Raw genomic sequence first — 20,123 nt, 5'->3', positions numbered from 1 at the left:
CCGGACCGCCCGGTCAACCCGCTCAGCAACCATGGGGGAGCGCCTGTAGGTACGTACCGGAGTACGGAGGCGTTCAGCGGAGGTTCGAGGGAGGTGCAACGGACCTTCGACGGAGGGAGGATGCCCATGATCAAGTCCACCGTCACGATCACGACGGACGACGGCGTACGACTGGCCTGTACGGAGTACGGTCCCGCCGGGCCCGGCCGGGAGTCGGCGGTGCCGGTCCTGCTGGCGCACGGACTGGCGGGCCACACGGGGGAGTGGGACGCCCTGGCGGAACTGCTCGGCCCCGCCTACCGCCTGGTCGGTTACGACGCGCGGGGCCACGGCATGAGCGATCGCCTTCCCGAGGATGTCTCGCGGGCGGCGCACATACGCGACGCCGTGGCCGTCGCCGGGCAACTGGCCCTGGCCCGCCCGGTACTGATCGGCCAGTCCCTCGGCGGCCTCACGGCCCTGCTTACCGCGGCCGAACACCCCGACCTCGTCCGCGCGCTGGTCCTGGTGGAGGCCGGACCGAGGGGCCCGGCCCCCGAACTGCCCGGCAAGATCGGGCGCTGGCTGGACTCGTGGCCGGTCCCGTTCGAGTCGGCCGAGGCGGCGGCCGACTTCTTCGGCGGCGGCCCGGCGGGCCTGGCCTGGGCGGCGGGCCTGGAGGTACGCGCCGACGGCCTGTATCCGCGCGTCGACCGGGACGTCATGGTGGCCTGCGTGGCGGAGAGCGCCGTCCGCTCGTTCTGGGCGGAGTGGGACCGGGTGCGCTGCCCCACCCTCGTGGTGCGGGGCGGGAAGGGTGCCATGCCGGCGTCGGAGGCCACCGAGATGCGCGTACGCCGCCCGGCGGGGACGCGCGTCGAGGCCGTGCCGGGGGCAGGTCACGACGTACACCTCGACGCTCCGTCGGAACTGTGCGCGCTGATCAAGGAGTTCCTGCCGCCGACGTGAGGCGGGGGGCCCTCCGGCGGATCACCGTTCAAGCCGTGACGACGTCCGCCGAACCGCCCTGCGCGGCGGTGTGCGCCACCGAATCCCCCGCCGCTACTCCAGCCCCTGTTCGTACGCCTCAAGGGTGTCGACGAACATCCGCCGCTGCTCGGGTGTCAGCGGCTCCAGCGCCCTGCGCCAGGCCCCGGCGCCGCGCGCCAGCCAGCCGTCGATGGCGGGCCGGTGTGCCTCGCTGATGCTGACGATCGTGCGACGCCGGTCGCTCTCGTCGGCCTCGCGCCGCAGGATGCCCTGCCGGCTCAGCTCGCCGACCATCAGACTCACCGTCGCCGGGGCGACCTCCAGACGTGCCGCGAGCGTGTTGACGGTCATCGGGCCGTCGAAGAGGAGGAACGCGAAGAGCGACAGATGGCGGGGGGCGAGGTCGAACGACTCCAGTTCCGCGGGGATTTTGATCCGCTTCGCGCGCCCGACCATCCGGGGCATGAGCAGCAACAACGTACGGATTCCGTCCTCGACGCCGAGACCGGCGGCCTCGTCGTCGTGCCGGCCGTCGGTTGACATCCGTACCGCCCTCTCAATAGCTTTGAGTTCAAAGTATCTTTGCTTGCAAAGTGAATACGTCTTCTGATCGAGCGTATCCGGAGAGGGCCACCCCATGACCGAACCCGAACAGCGGCAGAGGGTCCAGGAATTCAACCGGCTGATCATCGAGGAGTTCCGGGCCAACGGCGGCCGGGTGGGCGGCATGTTCGAGGGCGCCCCGCTCGTGCTGCTGACGACGCTGGGCGCGCGGACCGGCAAGCGGCGCACGACCCCCGCCGCCTACGCGCGTGACGGCGAACGCCTGCTGGTCTTCGCCTCCAACGCGGGCGGCCCGGCGCATCCGGGCTGGTACTTCAACCTGCTCGCCGACAATCGGGTCACCGTCGAGATCGGCACCGAAGAGGGCACCGTCCACACCTTCTCGGCCCGCGCCGAACCGCTCCGGGGCGAGGAGCGCGACCACCAGTACGCCCTCCAGGCGGCCCGGAACCCGGGCTTCGCCGCGTACCAGGCGGGCACCGACCGTACGATCCCGGTGATCGCGCTGCACGCCCTGGACCTGACCGACCCGGCGCGGAACCGGGCGATAGGCGAGGAGCTCGTACGCGTCCACGCCCATCTGCGGGCCGAGCTGGCGAGTCTCCTCGCCACCCCCTCGGCCGCCCCCTCTCTCCACGAGGGGCTGCTGCTCCACTGTCTGAGCTTCTGCGAGTCGCTGGGCATGCACCACACCGCCGAGGACGGCGCGTTCTCGGCCTTCGACCGGCAATTCCCCGAGCTGGCGCCGGTGTTGGAGCGCCTGCGCGCGGAACACCGCACCGTCTCGGCGGCGTTGACGAAGCTGCGGGAAGCCCCGCCGACCACGCCGGACGCCCTGCGGGAGGAACTGGAACGGCTGGCGAAGGATCTGGACGACCACTTCACGTACGAGGAGGAACACCTGCTCCCGGCGCTGCTCGGCCGTCCCGGCGGCCGTCCCGACACCGGCTCCTAGGTGATCGTCTTCTGCCGGCAGTCCTTCTCCTCGCCCCCCTTGTACAGGCACACCTTCACCACCGGCGAACCGGCGCTGCCCGAGGCCGCGTCGAACGTCCCGCAGCGATCCGCGTACGCCCCGTCGTGGCCCGTCACGACGACAGGTCCGCCGGCCTTTCCGTAGACGTACGCGCGTACGCCCCAGCCGTCCGCCTTGTTGTCGCACACCCGGAGAGTGGCGGCGGCGTCCGAGTACACCGAGACGTTGGCCGACCCGGCCAGCGAGTCCGCGCCCGCGAGCACCGACCCGGACCTGGCGACGGACGGGCTGTGGATGGTCACGTCGGTCACCACCGGGCGGTGGTCGGAGGCGGTCGTGGTGCGGGTGCGGGCGTCGGACACATCGATGGCGCCGGAGCCGTAGACGTAGTCGATACGCGCGTCGTCGCCGCTGCCGGGGTGGGTGACCACGTCGGCACCGGTGTTGGCCTTCACTTGCGTCCAGGTGTCGAGCCACCCCGCACCGGCGATCCAGGACCGGATGCGGGCGTCCGGCCGCACATTGAGGTCCCCGGTGAACAGCATCGGGGTGGTCATCTTGTCGGCGGGGAGCTTGCCGAGGATGTATCTGGCCTGCGCCTCGCGACGGGCGACGGCCGCCGCGCCGTCACCGGCGGAGAGGTGGGTGCTGTAGACGCGTACGGCCGTACCACCGACGCCGATGTTGACGCCCCCCATGCTGCGGTCGACGGCACCACTGTCGTCGTTCGGCAGTATGTAGCTGACCTTCTCGTTGATGGGGTACTTGGAGAGGATCAGCTGCCCGGCCGACCCTCCGTAGGCGTTGGTGTCGCTCCTGGCGAAATGCCCTTCGTACGCCGGGAAGGTGTCCAGCAGGGTCTGGTACTGGTTGATGCCGGGGCGGCCGTCGACCATCTGCCCCTTGTCGTTGTGCACTTCCTGAAGGGTGACGACGTCCGGGTCCTCGGCGGCGATCGTGCTCACGATGCTGTCCCAGTTGGCGTCCCCGTCCGAGCTGTTCCCGCCCTGGATGTTCCAGTCGAGGACCCTCAGGGTCGTGGCGGCTGCCGCCGCGGGCACCAACTCTCCACCGTCCCCCGCGCCGGCCCCGGCCGCGATCACAGCCGCCACGGCTGTCACCGCTGTCAGTGCCGCTGCCAACTTCCGCTTGCGTCTCAAGGGCCCCTCGTTTCAAGAACGGATCGGCGTGCTCCCGGTCCTGGCACGCTACGGCGGGGCGGATCACAACCACCAGGCATGATCGTGTCATTGACACGGTTCTCACCAGAACTGCATCCGGTGACGCCCACTACACAGAGTCACGAATGGGTAGAACGTACCCATGCCGCGACCCACGACAGCAGACACCACGGCGATCGACCGCCTCGCCCGCACCCAGATGCGGCTGGCGACCACCGGCCAACTGCGCGCCACGGGCCTGGCCGCCGGCACGGCCGCACGCCGCTGCGCACCGGGCGGCCCCTGGCAACGGCTGCTGCCGGGGGTGGTCCTGATACAGACGGGCAAGCCGCACGTCTGGCAACAACTGCTGGCGGCCGTCCTGTTCGCGGCGGCCCGGAACGCCCCCGCGATGTCGGGCACCACCGCCGTACTGACCGGTGAGGCGGTCCTGGCCATCTACGGCGTACGAGGCGCCCGCGCCGACCGGGCCGACGTCCTGGTCCACGCGGGCCGCCGACTCCGCGACCGCGGCTACGTCCACCTCCACCCCACCCGCCGCTGGCCACCCACCCTCCGCGGCGAGGGCATCCCCTGCGTCCGCGCGGTCCGCGCGGCCTCCGACTTCGCCGCCCACGAGCCTTCACCGGACAGGGTCCGCGCCCTGCTGGTGAGCACGGTCCAGCGGGGCCGCTGTCACCCGGACGACCTCCGCGCCGAACTCCACGCCTCCCACGCCCTGCGCAACCCGGCGGTCCGCGCGGTGCTGGACGACCTCCGCGCCGGCGTCCACTCCATCGCCGAGGGCGAAACCCGCGACACCCTCCTCAACGCCGGCCTCCCGGAGCCCCTCTGGAACCCCACACTCCGCACCCCGTCGGGCACCTTCCTGGCCCGCCCGGACGCCTACTGGCCCGACGAGGGCGTCGCCCTGGAGGTCGACTCGGCGGAATACCACCTGGGCATCTCGGAATACCGCGCCACCCTCCGCCGCCGCCTCCGCCTGGAATCCCACGGAGTCTCGGTCCTGAGCGTGACCCCATCCCTGGTCCGCGACCACCCCGAGGAACTGATCACAGCGATCCAAACCAAACTCCACCTCGCCACCCCACCCCCAACCCGCCCAACGGTGGTGCTCCGCCCATGAGGCAGCAGAACGGATTTCCGGAGTGGACGGGCAAGTCGTCAGAGCTTCGGTTCGACGGTGAACGGCAGCGCCGATGACCACTCCGCCAGCGCGCCGGCCGCGCTTTCGCGGAGCTTGCCTTCCACCGACACCTCGGCCAGAAGAGTTCGTTCCTTGTTGGGCTTGGACAGCTGCCGGTAGAACTGGAGATCCTCGAAGCCGTTGACCGCCACATCGTGGCTGGTAGCGGCATAGACGAGACGAGGAATGCGCGCCCAGTAGCAGGCGACGAGGCACATCGGGCAGGGCTCGCTGCTCGAGTACATGACACCGTTCTCCATGATGTGGTGCCGAAGCGTTCTCCCTGCGGCACGCAGCGCCATCATCTCGGCGTGAGCGGTGGGATCGTGGAGTTCCATCACCGAGCTGGTACCGATCCCCACGACCTCGCCGTCGACGACGACGACGGCTCCGAAGGGTGTTTTGCCCTCGTCGTCCAAGGCGTGTCGTGAAACGGCGATGGCCTGCTCGAGAAATTGCTGATCTGCCGGGGTCTCCTGGGCGTAGGACACCGAATCTCCCTCTTCTCACATGTGGACCGACGGATCCGCGTCGCTGAACGGACCGGCCAGGTCGGCATCGTAATTGGTCAGTGGCGTTGTGATGCCGGGCGTATCGACGAACCGAAGGGCGGATTCGGCGCGGTCGTCGTCGGTCCATCCGCCGTCGGTGAGCAACTCGACCATATCTTCCGGCGGCGTAACGGGATCTTCACCACGGATGATCAAGCGATGTATGAGGGGGGTCGGTCGACGGAGCAGACAATTGGCCACTGTCAGGCGGTTCTGCCATTCGTCGAACGACGCGGCCACCGACCTGAAGTCATTCGCCCGGCTCACGGAGACGGGCAGATTGTGCAGGACGAGTCGTGTGATTCGGAGTGCACGGCCGCGACGTAGCTGAGCTTTCAGCAATGCTTCGTCGATGTCGTTGCGCAACGTCAGTCTGTCCGGACGTAGCCAGTCGAGCCCGCACTGGACGATCAGTGCGGCGTGCACGGACGGCTCCAGCAGACGCGTTGTACGGCTGCGCCAGTAGGTATCGTCGCGTTCATCCATGCCGTTGTCCCTCGCGTGTGTGTGCGCCTACCAGTTGCATCACTTCGAGGCCGACGACTATCGCATTCGCCGGATCGGCGGAACATGCGGACGCCCCGGGCAGGATCCGGCATGCGAGTTTGCCGGCCTCGGCGAGTGCGGGCTCAGGCAGAGCGGCGAGGAAGTCTCGCAATTCGGAGTCGGACGCGTTCGGTTCGAGAGGTGCCAGTCGGCCGGCGATCGCGAGGATCAAGGCGGCCCCTCGGTCCCTGGGCTCGGCCCGAGGTACCGCTGTACGCAAGGCCGACCGGGCTGTGCGACGGTTGATCAGCTCCCAGGGGTCGTCGGGGCTGTCGGCGAGGCTGACGAGAGTGAGCAAAGCCTCGTGCGCCTCGTGGGCCGTACTGAACCAGCGATGCGTGGCGAACGTACGCAGGTAGGCACCGAGCAGCTGTCCGTCCGCCGTGAACTCCGGATGGACCAGCTCCGGCGGGTGCGGGGCGACGGCGTCCCGCAAGGTGCCGATCGCGCCGACCGAGACGAGGGCCCAGAAGCGGTCGAAACCGGCGACGTCGCCGAAGACTTCACGCGCGGCGTCGGCCTCCGCGCCGGCGGCCGGATCGTCTCCGAAGAGCACCTGCCGCATCCTGCCGAGCACGGAATCCCCGTCCCAGTAGTTCCCCATGAACTTTGATCCGGTGAGTATCTGGAAGACGCTGTAGAAACCGTTCGCCTGATGTGCTCCATGGAACTCGGTGAAGTCCCGTGCCCAAAGAAGTGCTCCGGTCGGATCTGTGATCACGGAGCCGACTTCGTCGGGGCTGTTGAACTGTTTGGGATCAGGATCGACGGCGAGAAGAATGCGCATGCGACATTCCACGGTCATCGTGACGAGTTCCCGGGCGGCCCTGCTGGAAGCGATACCACGTACGGACATGATCCTCGCTGTGCTGCCGAGCCACGCGAGATCTCGGCTGAGAGCACCCAACACCACCGCCGGGTCGTCCAATTCACGCACTCTACGCAACAAGGAGCTGATCAGGGACTCCGCACAGCCGATGACGACCACGGGATCGGCCCCTCGCACCAACGCCGCGCGGGCCAGCCGGTGCAGCACCTCCAGATGGAGTGCCACGGAGGAGGCGCCGGCGAAGGAGTGGGTGGACGGCCCGATGAGCTGGCCGACCAGATTGCGAACACCCGTGGGGTCGTTGGTGCTGATGGCCTGGTCGAGGGCTCCCAGAAAGGCCGCCACGGCGGGGTCGTCGATCAGGGGGCGCCCGCGCAGATCGGCGAGCGCCCGGACGAGAGTCTTCCGTAGCAACCGGTTGCGGCCGCCGATGCTCGCGAGCCCGAAGAGACGGATGAACGAGAAGACACCGAAGAAGTTGGCGAGGATGAAGAGAAGGGCGCCGTAGGTGATGCTGACGTCGCTCTTTCCCAGTAGTCCGCACGAGGTGAACATCGCGGCCACCCAGCCGATCAGCACCCACTCGCGGAACGCGATGTGTTTGTCGATGGCACGTAGCGAGGGCCATGAACTTGCCGCGGAGAACGTGAGCGCGAAGATGACGGCCTCCCCGGTGAGGAGGGTGGCGAAGAACGCGACCGTGAACTGAGTCGCGTCGACCGCGTCGTCCTTTTCGACCGGGAGGACGACGGCCAATGCGAGAAGTGCGAGAGCGCACACACCTACTGCGGTCTGGCGCCGCAATCGCCGCACGTCTGTCGACCTCCAGAGAGTTCAATCGATCGCTCGACTGTACCGGTGAACAAGAGTGATCAGATGGGTTGTTGGGGCTTGTGGACATGAGCGGTCGGCTCGTACGGACGGGGCCCCGCCGGGGAGCTCGTCCACCCTTCCCGGTGCCGTGTCAGAGGTGCATGGCGTCGTGGAAGAAGCCGATCGTCGGATCCTCCGGTGTCCCGACGAGCAGGGCCCGGTCGAGCAGACCGTTGTTCACCTCGCAGCTTGTCTCAGGCAGCAGGACACAGGCGTGACAGGCGGCGAGATTGACGCTGCCGGCTCCGCTCGCCTCCGACTCGACGCAGAGAGGGTCCGCCGAGCACCACTGCGCTCGTCGCAGGGCTGCTGGAAGGGAACGCGTCAGGCGCTCCGGTTCACCCTGAGCCACGAGGCCGCCCAGGCTGCCGGCGGAATCGCTGGTGGCCGTGTAGACGAGCAGTCCGGCCATGGTGTCGTCGGCGTAGAGCCTTTCGCGCAGTGCGGACGTCGGGTATCCCCCGTCCAAGCTCCATTCGTTGATGAGCGCGTGCGCCAATGTGTGGAGCAGCACCATGCGCGGCGTCGCCGGTGACTCCGGCACTGTCCCCGGGTCCTTGGCGCGCTCGCGCAGCCGCCTCTGGTGGTTGGCCCGGATCCGCTCGACCCGGGCGGCGACGGACGTGCTCCGAGACCACGCGTCGAGTCGATCTTCGTCGAGGCGGAGGAAGACGCCCTCGCCCTGGACCTCCATGGCCGGCAACCAGGTGAGGGGCGTGAGTGACAACGGTGCCTCGTGGACGTCGGCCTGCGTGTCCGGTGTGTCCACCCTGGAGAACGCCTTGAGCGCGCGGACCTCACGAAGACGTTTGACCAACATGGGCGTCGCCACTCCGTACGGAATGAGTTCCGCCGCGGAGGATCTGGGAGGTTCGCAGACGAACTGCTCCTCGTGATCGGCCTCGCTCTCCGGGTGCCCCTCCCTCAACCGCGCGTACTCCTGCTTGCGTAGCGCGACGTAGGCCTTGTCCTTGTTCTCCTCGTCGTCCGGCCCGGCATCCTCGTGTCTCTCTGCCTCAAGGAGCGCGATGACGGCGTCCGGCGGGAACGTGTACTTCTCGTTGAGCGTGAGGATCTTGAGGAACATCTCGATCCCGGTGCGGTCCATGGCGCGCAGGTCGTCCCAATGCTCTGCCAGACGCGCCGCCAGCCCTCCGCTCCAGGGAGGGATCGACAGCGAGGTCTTCACGATCGCCTGCCAGGCCACGGACGAACCACGCTGGAGAGTCCGCGGAGCCTCGGAACAGTCCTCGGTCGGGGCGTCCTTCAGCCAGGGACGCTTGCCGCCGCAGCGGACCTTGAGGTCCGACAGCGCTCGGCCGCGAAAGGCGCCCTCCAGGGACACCTCGGGGATTCCGCAGGTGCACGAGATCAGGATGGAGCGTAGCGACGCGGTCTTGCCGCTGGAACGAAGCCGCATCTCGCCTCCGCACAGCCCCGTCTCTCCCTCTCGTCGGTTGCTGCGGTGTGCCCACTTCCAGTAGGGGAAGTCGTCGATGTGCCCGTGGGCACAGGCCATGACAAAGCGAGAGGGGACGAGATCCTGTCCGCAGATTCCGCAATCGTTCTTGCCGGGAGAGGAGTTGAAGGCACGTACATGCTGCAACGTTTCGCAGTCCGGGCACGAGTGCCAGAGTGGGAAGCGCCTGACGTGGACCCCGTCCCTGCTCCTGTCGTCCGATGCGGGTGGGAGGCGGAAGGACCGGACTCCCAGGAGCCGTGCCAGTCGGTGTTCGTGGATCGTCGGCGCCTCGCTCATGTTCCACGAATCGGTGCCGGACACGATGAACGACTCGTTGTCGACCGCGATGAGCGAGCCGGCGCCGTACGTGGTGATCATCTGGGAGCGTCGGACCGAACCGCGTCGTGGGAAGCTCCGCTCCGGAGGGCCGCCTCGGCGACGACGGGCGGGGGGCGGGGTCATCGGGTCGCCTCCATGAAGAGTGCGGATTCGGCATCGACGTCACGCAGGCTCCACAAGGTCGGCCACGCGCCCCCGTTGTTCTCGTCGTCGTACGAGCGGAGGAGCGAGGGGTTCCTTCTGCCACGTCCGGGTTCGTACGTGAGTGCTCCGTGCATCTCGGCCTGTTCCTCCCACCACTGGACGAACTCGTCGAACGAGTCGACCGTCGCGCCGTACTCGTCCGGGGCCACTTGCTCGACCCGTGCGAGCAGAGGGGTTCTCACCAGCCGGTCGAGCTCGTCCCGGAACCTGTCGATGTCGCCCGCCTTCTCGTCGGAGCGAGCGGCGGGGATGAGGATGCGGGCCAGTGCGACGATCACCGCGTGCAGACCACGATCACGAGCGCGGGCGGAGAAGGGCGTGACGCTGGTCGACTCCACCTCGCGGTACAGCGCCGAGTGGAAGTGGCGAAAGTTCTCGTAGTGTGAACGGTCCCGGGAGCGGGCCGAGTTGAGCATGACGGCCACCAGACCGGGATGTTTTCGACCGACCCGGCTCGTGGCCTGGATGTACTCGGCGGTCGTCTGTGGCTGTCCCATCACGGCCATCAGCCCGAGGCGGTCCACATCGACGCCCACGGAGATCATGTTCGTGGCGAGCAGGACGTCCACGGTCTCGTCGTGCGGGAGGCGCCGCTCGACCTGCTTCAGACGGGCCGGAACCTCACTGGAGTTGGCGCGGCTTGTCAGCTCGGTCTGCTCCTTGATTTTCCGCCCCTCGACGTGGTCCTTCTCGGCGAGGTACTCCAGATACGCCTCCACGTCGTCGTGGACCTGGAGTTCGGCCGCGGCCAGCAGGCGCAGACTGTTGAAGTAACCCACGAGTGTCCAGTAGGCGTCCCGAACCTCCTGCGTCGTGTCGCTACGTGTCGCCTGGTGGAGCAGCGTCGCATAGGTCCGGATCAGCAGTGTGGCCTGGCTCGTGCTCGGTGTCAGGAGGCCGATATACCGCCGACTGGCCTTCCGTTCGGCGGGGGTCTCGACCGCGAACCAGGAGTCGCGCGCATCAAGTCCCGCCGGTGGGAACTGGGACACCGAGCGGTCGAACAACGCCTTGCCCTGAGCTGCGGCACGCCGGATCGTGGCCGTGGAAGCGATCACCTTCGGGCGGTCGGCCAACAGGTCCACGGCCGTCTCGTACAGGCCGGTGAGGGTGCCGAGGGGGCCCGAGATGAGATGCAGTTCGTCCTGGACGATGAGTTCGGGCGGCGGCGTGCCGTCCGAACGATCGCGGTTGAACAGCGCGGCTGTCCGCTCCCGCCACGGCATCGCCGCGAACTTGTCCACCGTCGCGATCACCAGCGTCGGTCGCGCGTCGTAGACGGCCTCGTCGACGAGGTGGACAGGGAGACCGTCCTGGAAGTCGCAACTCGTGTCGGGGCACCGGACAAGCATCCGGCGTGCCTGCTCGTCCACCTCGTACTGACAGGCGTCCAGGCGCGTGCCGCACCAGGGGCAGGAATGGAGTTGGACGGGGTTCTTCTCCTGGAGGGCTCGGCCGCGTCGTAGCTCGGCGAGTCCGGCGGCTGCGGCGGAGAGCGTGTTGGGTGTCGCCGACTGGCCGACCCACATCCCGATGGAGATGGGCTCGACTCCCAGGTTCGTCTCGTCCTCCAGCCGGATGCGTTCCATGGCGCAGATCAGTGCGGTCGCCCGCTCGAACTGCTGGAGTGTGAGAAGACGGAGGGTGTAGCGCATCAGAACGGTGACACCCCCTCCCCGGCCACCCAGTCGCATGCGGCGCAGGAAGGTGGTGAAGGCGATCAGGCCGAGATAGGCCTCGGTCTTGCCGCCTCCCGTGGGGAACCAGAGGAGGTCGGCGACCTCATGGTCCTTGTGCCTCGGATCCACGATCCCTTCCAGACACAGGAGCATGAAGGAGACCTGGAAAGGACGCCAGCGGCCGGCGGTGTCGTCAGGGCTGCCCTCGCGGTTCTGTTTGATCCACTCGCCCCTGGCCCGTTGTCGCGCCATGGCGAGGTTGGCGAGGCGGAAGGCGTTCATGGCATGCGTGTCGTCGGCCAGTACGCGAATACCGGCACGCATACGACCCAACGCGACACGACACTGCTCGACCTGTTCCAGGGCGGGAACCTCGAAGGTCGTACCGCCGAGATCCGTGGCCTCGCCATGTTTGCGTTCGATCCACTCCTCGTATCCCGCCATCAGGTCGTCGAGGGCCGCTATCACCTCGGCGTCCCGCTTCGTCGCCAAACCGTGCATCGTGAGCGCGGAGTCGTCGATCTCCGGATTGGAATCCGTCAACAACACGTCATGGGTCGGGATGAATTCACTGCGTACCTCGGAGACCGCTGCCCGCCCGGGAGGGGGAGCACCCACGGGGGGCGGGGTCCAGTCCCAGTCGGCCGCGCAGCCGTGGCCCACGGCGAAGGTCGGTGCGTACCGATGGAGCAAACGGCTCGCGCCCTGCTCCGCGTCCACGGGTCCGTGCGCCGCCGGACGCTCCACGAATGCTTGCTCACCGGCGGGCGCGGTCACGGTGAGCCGAGGCTGATAGAGGGAGAAGGCGTCCTGAAGTTCCCGTTCACCCACCCGTCGGGTGTTGATCAGCGTGACGGTGACGGTGACGGTGCGCTCGGGGCCCGCAGGACGGCGGACCAGCGCGCGGATCTCCACCCCGTCGTGAACGGGGTCCGGTCGGTACATGCCCGGCCGGGTGACGTCGACCGTCACCTGCCGTAGTTCCAGGGGGCGGCGGCGCCAGTGCTCGGACTGCTCGGAGGTGCTTCGGGCTTCTGCTCGTTTCGCCGAGACCGGGCGACCTTCGGGGTCCACGGGGTCGTAGACGGCCGCCTCGGTCGTGACGACGATTCTCGGAGACACGGCGGGGTCGACCGCGAACGTCAGCCCCATGGACGACGGCCTCCGGTCGTTGGCGAGGGAGACGCCGAGATCGGGACCCGCGTCCTCGATGTCTCTGCCCCGAAGGATCGGGGCGTCGTCAGGTCCGTCGTTCACGGCTGCGGCGGCGGCCAGTTCCTTCTCCGCCTCCTCGGTCGTGGGTCGCGGGAACAACACACCGACGGGGTACACCGTGATCGGCGGATCCTGGGTCAGGACCTCGTCCTCGACCTCCGGGCCCAGCAGGTCGGCGCGCAGTCGGGAGGCGAGTTCGTCGCGCATGGCGTAGTGCGCGGCGTGAGGACTGCTGTCGTTCGTCATCTGCCCTGACCCTCCTGAAGGTTCGTACCATGTCGCCTGTACCGTCCCAACCCCGTCATACGAGGCACGGTCCAGATCCCGTGGTCACCGAGGCCGGCCCGCACCCCCGAGGCCGTGCTGCCGGCGACGCTCTCCAGGCAGTCCACCCTGAAGCCGCCGATCTCCACCGGCCAGTTGATCTCCCAAGTCCGGTTGACCTTCAGGGACGAATGGAGGCCGCGACGGAACTCCTCCGAGACCACGGCGACGGGGGTGTCTCGGTGAAAGATGGTGTACGGCGGGCTCTGATCGGCGGCCATGGGCAACTCGTGCTGCGGACGGAGCACCAGTTCGTCGCCGGGGCGGACCGACGTCGCGAGATGGTCCTGGAGCCGGACGGGGTCGGCCTCGAATCCGTCCGTACCCGGCGGGTGTTCGGTGGACACGTCCTGACCGGTGGCCGCCAGCCCGTCGCGGTAGTAGGCCTTCCAGCCACCGAGGTAGAAACGGTCGCTCGCCCTGTCCTTGCGGATGAGTGTGGTGTCCGGCGCGGTCATGCGGAACAGATCGTCCCTGGCGCGTGTCATCGCCACGTAGAAGGCGCGAGACTCCGCTGCCGGATCGACATGCGTGTGCTGTCTGCGGAGCTCTGCCGTCGTCGGCGGCTCCACCACGATCACCCGATCGAATTCGAGCCCCTTGGCGCGGTGGACGGTGGAGACCACGAGACCGCCCGGCTCCGCCAGGACCAGGTCGTCCGGGAAACGACCCTCGGTGACCAGCCGGCGCACGGCGGAGACATCGAGGAGGCCACGCGGCGCGCGCGCCGCGTCGCGCAGTGATCGCCAGAGCCTGGTCGGATCGTCCCCGGCGGGCAACGACCCACCGGCGGCGAGCAATCTGAGAAAGCGTTCCTCGGTCAAGGTGGCCGAGCCGGTGGCTCGTAGGACGGACGCCACCCACGGTGGAACGGACCGGTCCTGGAAGGACCGTCGCATCCGATGCGGAATCCGCAGGGAGTGGAGCGTGTCCGACAGGACGAGGGCCTGCCGGTTGTCGCGACACAGGATCGCGCACGTCCCCGGGAAATCCCTGAGTGACCCGACGGTGAACTCGCTGTCGAGCGGGCCGAAGTCAGGACACATGCGCAGCAGGTCCGACAGTCTTCCGTACAGTTCCTCGCCGGCGGTGCCCGACTCCTGGGTCTCGGACGGCAGCCGTTGGAGCGTCGGGCCGAGGCCGAGGGCGGTGCGCGCCTCGTCGGTGCGGGCCCGAAAGTTCGCGGTGAGATGCAGCTCGACCAGATCGTCGGCGTACGAGGCCCGGAGCCAGTCGAAGAAGTAGTTGGTCTCAGCCGCACGCGCGTCCTCGTCCGACACCTGGAAGCCGAAGATCGCCTGTGCGCCGTCGCCGACCACGGTGAAACCGCAACTGTTCCGGAAACGGTCGAGCAAGGTCTCCACCATGTCTCTGCGATCACCCACGAGGTCCTGGACCTCGTCGATCACCACATGGGCCGGTGGACCGACCTCACCCGCCTCCAGTGCCCCCCGCATGATGGCCTCGGTGGCCTCCCGGATGCGGTCGTCGAAGGAGAGCCGTCCCCACTCGCGGTCCGGATACGCACTCTGCAACAGCGCGTACGCCCACGAGTCGAAGGTCTGCACCCTGACCCTGCGGGCCTCCCTGGCGTGCAGGGCGATCCGTTCGCGCAGTTCCCTGACGGCCGCCCGGGAGAAACTGAGTACCAGGATCTCCCGGGCCTCCAAGGCCACGTCCTCGTCGCCCATCAGGGCGTCGAGTCGACGCACGAGAGTGTGGGTCTTGCCCGATCCGGCACCGGCGGTGACCAGCAGACGGGTGTCCCACGGTTGGTCGACGACAGCTTGCTGTTCCCCCGTGAGCTCCGGGGACTCGACCCGCACGGTGCTCACTTGGTACCCCACAGGTGCTCGAACTGTGTGAAGGCCAAGGCTTTTCCGTAGTTGGTGATGTTGTCGCGGACGTTGAGGATGAGACAGGTGTCCTCGCCTCCGTTACGTGGTCCTCGTAGACCGCGCCCGATCATCTGCTGGTACACGTTGGGGCTGTAGCTGGGACGGGCCACCACGACCGCTCGGGTCGCGGGCGCGTCGAAGCCCTGGGTGAGGACACCGTAGTTGGTGAGGACGCGGATGCCGCCTCGCCTGAAGGCGTCGATCCGCTGCCTGCGCTCGCCCGTGGACGTCGCCGAATCCACCGCCGCCGCGGTGATGTCCAGATCTCTGAGTTTGGCGGCCAGGAACTTGGCGTGGCCCACCGATGTGGCGAACACGAGGACCGGCCAGTCGGAAGGCATGCCTCCGATCTCTTCGAGAATGCGGTTGTTCCGGTCCTGGTCATCGGCGAGTCGCTGTTCGGCGGCCTTCGACAACAGACTGAGCTGGTCCGCCCTCTCCTTCTCGTCATGGGTCAACTCGATGGTGCCACCGGGTAGTTCACGATGGGTGACACGCGCCAGCATGCCCAGCTCCTGGAGTTCCGCATAGGCGTCCCCCGACGGGAAGATCCCGTCGTCGAGGCGGCGAGCCCCGAAGCGTTGGACCAGTCGCCGAGTCTCCTCGTCGTTGGTGTTACGGAAGGGCGTGGCCGTGAGACCGAGCAGATGGCGCTCGGTCTCACGTGCGGTCAGGCCCAGTTGCGCGAGGATTTCGGTGTACTGCTTCGCGATGGCCATGTGGGCCTCGTCGACGATGACCAGGCTCGCCGCGCGCAACCATTCGTAGCTGTCGGTATCCAGACAGTTGCGCAGCTTCGCGTCGGTCGCGACGACGAGGTGCGGGCGGTCGTTCACGGGGCCGGCCTCGTTCGAGGACCAGAGCCGGCTGATCGCGAGTGAATTGTCGGCCCCCACCTTCGACCAGACGAAACTCCAACTCTGGACGGCCTGCTCGCAGAGTTCCTCGGTCTGCGCGATCCACAGGATCGGACCGTCCAACTGCCCGGCCTGCTTGACCCAGCGGATGACAGCCTCCGCCGTCACCCGGGTCTTCCCCGCGCCCGTCGGCAACGACAACATTCCGCGCTGCGGCGTGACCCGGTCCAACATCGCGAAGACGTTGGCGGCGAGCCGCTCCTGATAGTCATGGAGGCGGGGGAACGCGGTCGGCCCGGACACGTCGATCCTCGGCTCCAGGGAAGGTGTCCTGGCTCCGGCGAAGGAGTCGGGGAAGCCGAACTCGGACACGAACCGCACGGCGGGGGATCCGCCCGTGAACGACGACGGTGCGTGACTCGGGTAAGCCGCCACCAGGTCCCTGGCGTGCATCTGCAACACGCCGTCACCGTGCGCGTTGTACGCCATGCGCGCGATCCGTCGGGGAGATGGTTCCTCGTCCCCCAGGGCGGCACGTTCGCTCTCCAGCAGGCCGGGCGGCAACCCGGCGCGAAGCGCTGTCGCCCCGATGAGCAACTCCAACTTCTCTTCCACGGTCTGCGCCTCACGGACCTTGCGCAGAGCGCTCTGCACCTGCTGGTCGGACTCCTGCCGCTCCTGGGCGTCGAGCACGGCTCGACAGCCCGTCTCGCGCAACCCCCAGCGCAGCTCGCGGTCCGCGGAGATCAGCGCTTCGAGCCGAGACTGCGAAGCGAGTACGAGCACGGTCGTACCGTGCAGGGCGCCTGCCAGTGGAGCCACCCGGGTCCCCTGGGGGGTACGGGTCACCTCCTCCAGTTCGGAGCAGCGCAGCAGGGCGTAGTTGTTGACCGAGTTGCCGAGCCGCTGGCGCAGGGTGGGGTACTCGTCCCGCAGGAGGATCGGCTCACCCGCCCCCACGTGTCGGATCTCCTTGCTGATGACGTCGGCGAACCGCAGCATCCCCCAGGTTCGGACCAGAAGGTCGGCGTCGGCCGGATTGCCCGCGAGCAGTGCGGGGAGCTGCTCGGCACGCAACGCGCGATACTCGTCCTCGGAGGCGGCCACCGCGATCTCGCCGTCCTCGCGGGCAGCCCACTCGGCGCCCGTACGACAGCGGGTGAGGGTGTCCGCGGGGAACGGGACCTCGAGGCGCGTGAGCATCACGTAGGTGCGACCGACGAATGCGTCGTCGTCGCTCACCGCGAGCTGCGCCAGGAGCCGGTCCCACTGCCTCGCCGGGACCTCGCTCGCCACGACGGGGAGATGCAGTTTGCGGGCCTTCTCCTCGCTGATGTCCGCGACGGGAAGGACATCGCTGTACGCGTGGAGTTGTGGGCCCACGGCGTCGGCGAGTTGGACGACTCCTTGCGACGTCGGCAGCATGCCGTGACGGCGGAGCATCCACCGCAACGGCGAGACGACTCTCCGTCGGGTCGAGGTCTGCGCTCCGATCTGCATCATCCATGTGTCGATGACGCTGTCGTCCGGCAGGGCCTTGACGAAAGCGGCTTTCCCTTCGTCGGACAGGCGGGGCAGAAGGTGCAAGGGTCCACCGGGAGTGGCGCCTTCCACCTTGAGGCGGTTGAGGGTCGGACGGCTCGCGCTGCTGTCGAGCGTCCTGCAGTAGTCCTCGTGGACGGAGGTCCGGTACTCCGCGAACCAGTCGTCGTCGGTCGGCTGCTGCCCTCCGGTCGGTCCGCTGCGCAGGCCGAACTCACGGAACACGGCCATGTCATCGGAGTGGAAGTCCATGTCCACCGCGAGCGACGCGTCCCTGCTCCCGTCGGCGGGCACGACAGGGCCGGGCAGCAGACAGTCCCGCATCCGGTGGTATCGGCCGTCCGACGTACGGACGAAGAGCGTCGTCGAGGGAGAGGGCACGCGGGACCGTACCTCCCCGGAGACGTGGCTGCCCCCGGCGCTGTGGAAGAGCTCCCAGAAACGGGTCCAGTCCTGCGGTCCGTAGCTGTCGAAACCCTGGTCCAGGACGCCCACGAAGCGGCCACGGGCATCCGCCTCCCGGATACCGATCTCGTTGAGCGCGGCGGCCAACGTCGGGTCGTCAGAGAGGGAGAGCGCCGGGTCGACGTACACCAGGTCGTCCCTGAGACCGTCCTGCACCGTGCGGCGGAACACCCGGCCGGCGACGGGCGGGACCATGCCGTGCTCCTCGGTGAGAACGATGTGGGCCGTGCGGGCCTCCTGTGCGAAGGGCGAGCCGTCACGGATCATCTCGGCGAGAATGCGGATGGCGACCGCGGACGCCTCGGCAGTCTCGTCGGACACCAGAGCCTCCAGCCACCCGCGCACCGACTCGCGCTGCTGCTTCGTCTCGTTGAGGACGTGTTCGACCTTGCCGGAGCGGATGTCGAAGGTCTCGACCGACGGGTGGATCCAGTTCGACGGCCGACCGGGATACGCGCTCCACATCTGAAGCCACTGGGTCTTCAGACGTCCGCGACCGCCCAGGTCGGGATGGAGTTTCAGATCCCGCGGTATCTGAAGGACACCGTCCTGGTCGGGCAGCGAGGGGCGCTGAGCGGTCAACTCCCAGATCTGCTCGGTCAGATATCTGTCGGCCCAGTTCAACGTCTCGGATTCCCGCGGGCGTCCGGGGAGCAGCGGGAGGTACGCACCCGGGTCCGACGGCGGGCACAGGTGAGGCAGTGAGTCGATGACGAGTCGGGCCGCGACCTGGATGATCTCCCGGTTGAAGGGGCTCGCGTCGAGCAGATTCTGCCTGTCCTCGTTCGTCTTCCACGCCCCGTTGAGGGCCCCGCTCAAGGTCATGGGGTACTTGGTCGGGAAGAAGGACCAGAACTCGCCACGACCTCTCGGGGCAGTGAGTACGGTGTCACCGACGTACTCGGGCACCGCCCAGGCGATGTCGATCGTTCCCCGGTCATGCATCTCACCCGCACTGCGTCGGGCGACCTCGGTGGGGCGGTGGGCGTGGGTGAAGACCTTCCAATCGGTCCTGACAGCCGCCTTGCCCGTCCGCGACTCGTGGATGGTGTGGTGGAAACCGTCGTGCTCGACAGTGATCTCGCGGCGGACGAACGGCAATTCGCGTCGATCTTCGAGTACGACGGTACCCACGTGGCGAGAGAAGAGTTGGAAGCGCTCCGGAAACTCCCGCCGCCCCTCCTCCTCGTTGGTCGACATCTGGTGCATGTCGCCGGCGAGACGTTCGGCGGCGCCGGGAAGGAGGGGGAGTCGCACCACGGTCGTGGCCCAGTCGAGCAGTTGATCCAGTACCGGGTCGGCCAGACGCTCCTCGGCGGAGTCGAGCGGGCGGGCCATCCGAAGAACGGGAGCTTCGAACGGCTCGTGGGATCCGGCCCCACGAGCCTTCGCGATCTCGTCGTGGGACCAACTGCGGTCGAACCCGAAGGAACCTGAACTGCTGAAGAACTGAGGGGTGTCGGTGACAGCGAGGATCGACTTGACCCCTACTCCGAAGCGGCCGATCTGACCGCCGCGCTTTCTTGACACGCTCATGCGGAGAATGGTCTCGGCGCCCTCCGGGGTGACCTCGGTACCCTCGTTCGCACAGTAGAGATGATTCTCCGTCAGGATGACGTGGACCTTTCCACCGGGTTGATCGGAGATCTCGTCGGCGGCGTTCTGCACCAACTCGAACAACTGGCGGTCCCCGTAGCCGCCCTGGGTGATACGACGCTCACCGTTGGCGTGCTCCAGAATCAGACCTGGGTCGACACGGTAGGTCTCCAGCACGCGCGCCGACTGCTCAAGAATCGTACGGATGACGGGCGAAGCGGTCGAGGCGTCCGTCGCGGAGGCTTGACTCATGATGAAATCCGTTTCTGGGCCGGTGGCAGCCGGACGCGGGGAAGAAGTGGGGCCGACCACGTCATGGGTGTGGCCGGCCCCACTCGAAACGATAGACGTGTTGTCCGACGGTGTATCGAGTTGTCAGAGACCGATGATGACGATGACGACCTGATTGCGCCGGGACGACGTCGGGCGATTCCGGACCCGCGGTGTGTTCCTGTTGGGAGGACGGGTCGTCGAGGCCGCAGAAGACCTGGTGGAGCGACCGGCGGCGCGCAACGAACGCCGGACGTCACTGAGTTCGGACCTGGCTCCGGGAGAGACGACCGGCTCCTCGGACCTCCTGTTGTCGCCCTTCCGAGCATCCCGCTTCAGGGCGGCCTCGGCACGCCGCCGACGGTCGTACTTGATTTCGGTGGGGGTCTTCCCGACGGACAGCAGGAACTCGTACCTCAGGTCCGGTTCTTCGATGGAGTCGTGAAGGTCGATGTAGGTGAAGTCGTCTTCGGGCATGGGAAAGCCTCCGTCGGGAATTCAGGGAGTACGACCGGGGAATTGCGAAACGGGGCTGACTCGGCTCCGATTCTCTTTTGGAGATGGCCTTCCCGAATGGTTTGTGATTTTGAACAGGGC

General features: G+C 67.8%; 13 protein-coding genes. 3 read left to right on the top strand and 10 right to left on the bottom strand.

What is annotated here, in order from left to right; translation table 11 throughout:
* Positions 1-120: 120 nt before the first annotated feature.
* Positions 121-948, top strand: a complete 828-nt coding sequence (locus ACFYNU_RS01920; protein ID WP_388764781.1) for an alpha/beta fold hydrolase — start codon at positions 121-123, stop codon at positions 946-948.
* 93 nt (positions 949-1,041) lie between these two features.
* Here ACFYNU_RS01920 and ACFYNU_RS01915 read toward each other — a convergent pair whose 3' ends face one another.
* Positions 1,042-1,512, bottom strand: a complete 471-nt coding sequence (locus ACFYNU_RS01915; RefSeq protein ID WP_356590166.1) for a MarR family transcriptional regulator — start codon at positions 1,510-1,512, stop codon at positions 1,042-1,044.
* A 94-nt stretch (positions 1,513-1,606) separates the two neighbouring features.
* Here ACFYNU_RS01915 and ACFYNU_RS01910 point away from each other — a divergent pair, with 94 nt between their 5' ends.
* Positions 1,607-2,488, top strand: a complete 882-nt coding sequence (locus ACFYNU_RS01910; protein ID WP_356590168.1) for a nitroreductase/quinone reductase family protein — start codon at positions 1,607-1,609, stop codon at positions 2,486-2,488.
* Here ACFYNU_RS01910 and ACFYNU_RS01905 read toward each other — a convergent pair.
* Complete coding sequence (locus ACFYNU_RS01905; protein WP_388764777.1) at positions 2,485-3,621, bottom strand: endonuclease/exonuclease/phosphatase family protein; 1,137 nt, start codon at positions 3,619-3,621, stop codon at positions 2,485-2,487. The genes ACFYNU_RS01910 and ACFYNU_RS01905 overlap by 4 nt on opposite strands.
* A gap of 211 nt (positions 3,622-3,832) precedes the next feature.
* Here ACFYNU_RS01905 and ACFYNU_RS01900 point away from each other — a divergent pair, with 211 nt between their 5' ends.
* Entirely contained in the window at positions 3,833-4,816 is a 984-nt protein-coding gene (locus tag ACFYNU_RS01900) for a hypothetical protein (RefSeq protein WP_356590172.1), read from the top strand.
* A gap of 38 nt (positions 4,817-4,854) precedes the next feature.
* Here ACFYNU_RS01900 and ACFYNU_RS01895 read toward each other — a convergent pair whose 3' ends face one another.
* From ACFYNU_RS01895 to ACFYNU_RS01860, 8 genes are all read right to left on the bottom strand, one after another.
* Entirely contained in the window at positions 4,855-5,367 is a 513-nt protein-coding gene (locus ACFYNU_RS01895; RefSeq protein ID WP_356590174.1) for a nucleoside deaminase, read from the bottom strand.
* A gap of 15 nt (positions 5,368-5,382) precedes the next feature.
* Complete coding sequence (locus ACFYNU_RS01890) at positions 5,383-5,913, bottom strand: hypothetical protein (protein WP_356590176.1); 531 nt, start codon at positions 5,911-5,913, stop codon at positions 5,383-5,385.
* Positions 5,906-7,558 carry a hypothetical protein gene (locus ACFYNU_RS01885; RefSeq protein ID WP_356590178.1) on the bottom strand — a complete coding sequence of 551 codons (1,653 nt, stop codon included), beginning with the start codon at positions 7,556-7,558 and terminating at the stop codon, positions 5,906-5,908. The genes ACFYNU_RS01890 and ACFYNU_RS01885 overlap by 8 nt, the downstream gene beginning before the upstream one ends.
* A 208-nt stretch (positions 7,559-7,766) precedes the next feature.
* Complete coding sequence (locus ACFYNU_RS01880; protein ID WP_356590180.1) at positions 7,767-9,599, bottom strand: DUF1998 domain-containing protein; 1,833 nt, start codon at positions 9,597-9,599, stop codon at positions 7,767-7,769.
* Positions 9,596-12,820 carry a helicase-related protein gene (locus tag ACFYNU_RS01875; protein ID WP_356590182.1) on the bottom strand — a complete coding sequence of 1,075 codons (3,225 nt, stop codon included), beginning with the start codon at positions 12,818-12,820 and terminating at the stop codon, positions 9,596-9,598. The genes ACFYNU_RS01880 and ACFYNU_RS01875 overlap by 4 nt, the downstream gene beginning before the upstream one ends.
* On the bottom strand, positions 12,817-14,733 hold the full coding sequence (locus tag ACFYNU_RS01870; RefSeq protein WP_356590184.1) for a UvrD-helicase domain-containing protein: 1,917 nt from the start codon (positions 14,731-14,733) through the stop codon (positions 12,817-12,819). Before ACFYNU_RS01870 ends, ACFYNU_RS01875 begins: the two co-directional genes overlap by 4 nt.
* Positions 14,730-19,508 (bottom strand): DEAD/DEAH box helicase, encoded by a 4,779-nt coding sequence (locus ACFYNU_RS01865; protein WP_356590186.1) that lies wholly within the window; start codon positions 19,506-19,508, stop codon positions 14,730-14,732. Before ACFYNU_RS01865 ends, ACFYNU_RS01870 begins: the two co-directional genes overlap by 4 nt.
* Positions 19,509-19,631: 123 nt before the next feature.
* The gene (locus ACFYNU_RS01860; protein ID WP_356590188.1) at positions 19,632-20,003 is read right to left on the bottom strand and encodes a hypothetical protein; all 372 of its coding nucleotides are present in this window, start codon (positions 20,001-20,003) and stop codon (positions 19,632-19,634) included.
* Positions 20,004-20,123: the final 120 nt, after the last annotated feature.

The sequence above is a fragment of the Streptomyces sp. NPDC006643 genome, assembly GCF_042870175.1.
GTDB lineage: Bacteria > Actinomycetota > Actinomycetes > Streptomycetales > Streptomycetaceae > Streptomyces.
The sequence above is the reverse complement of the archived record's forward strand: the minus strand, read 5'-3'. Positions and strand labels throughout refer to the sequence as shown.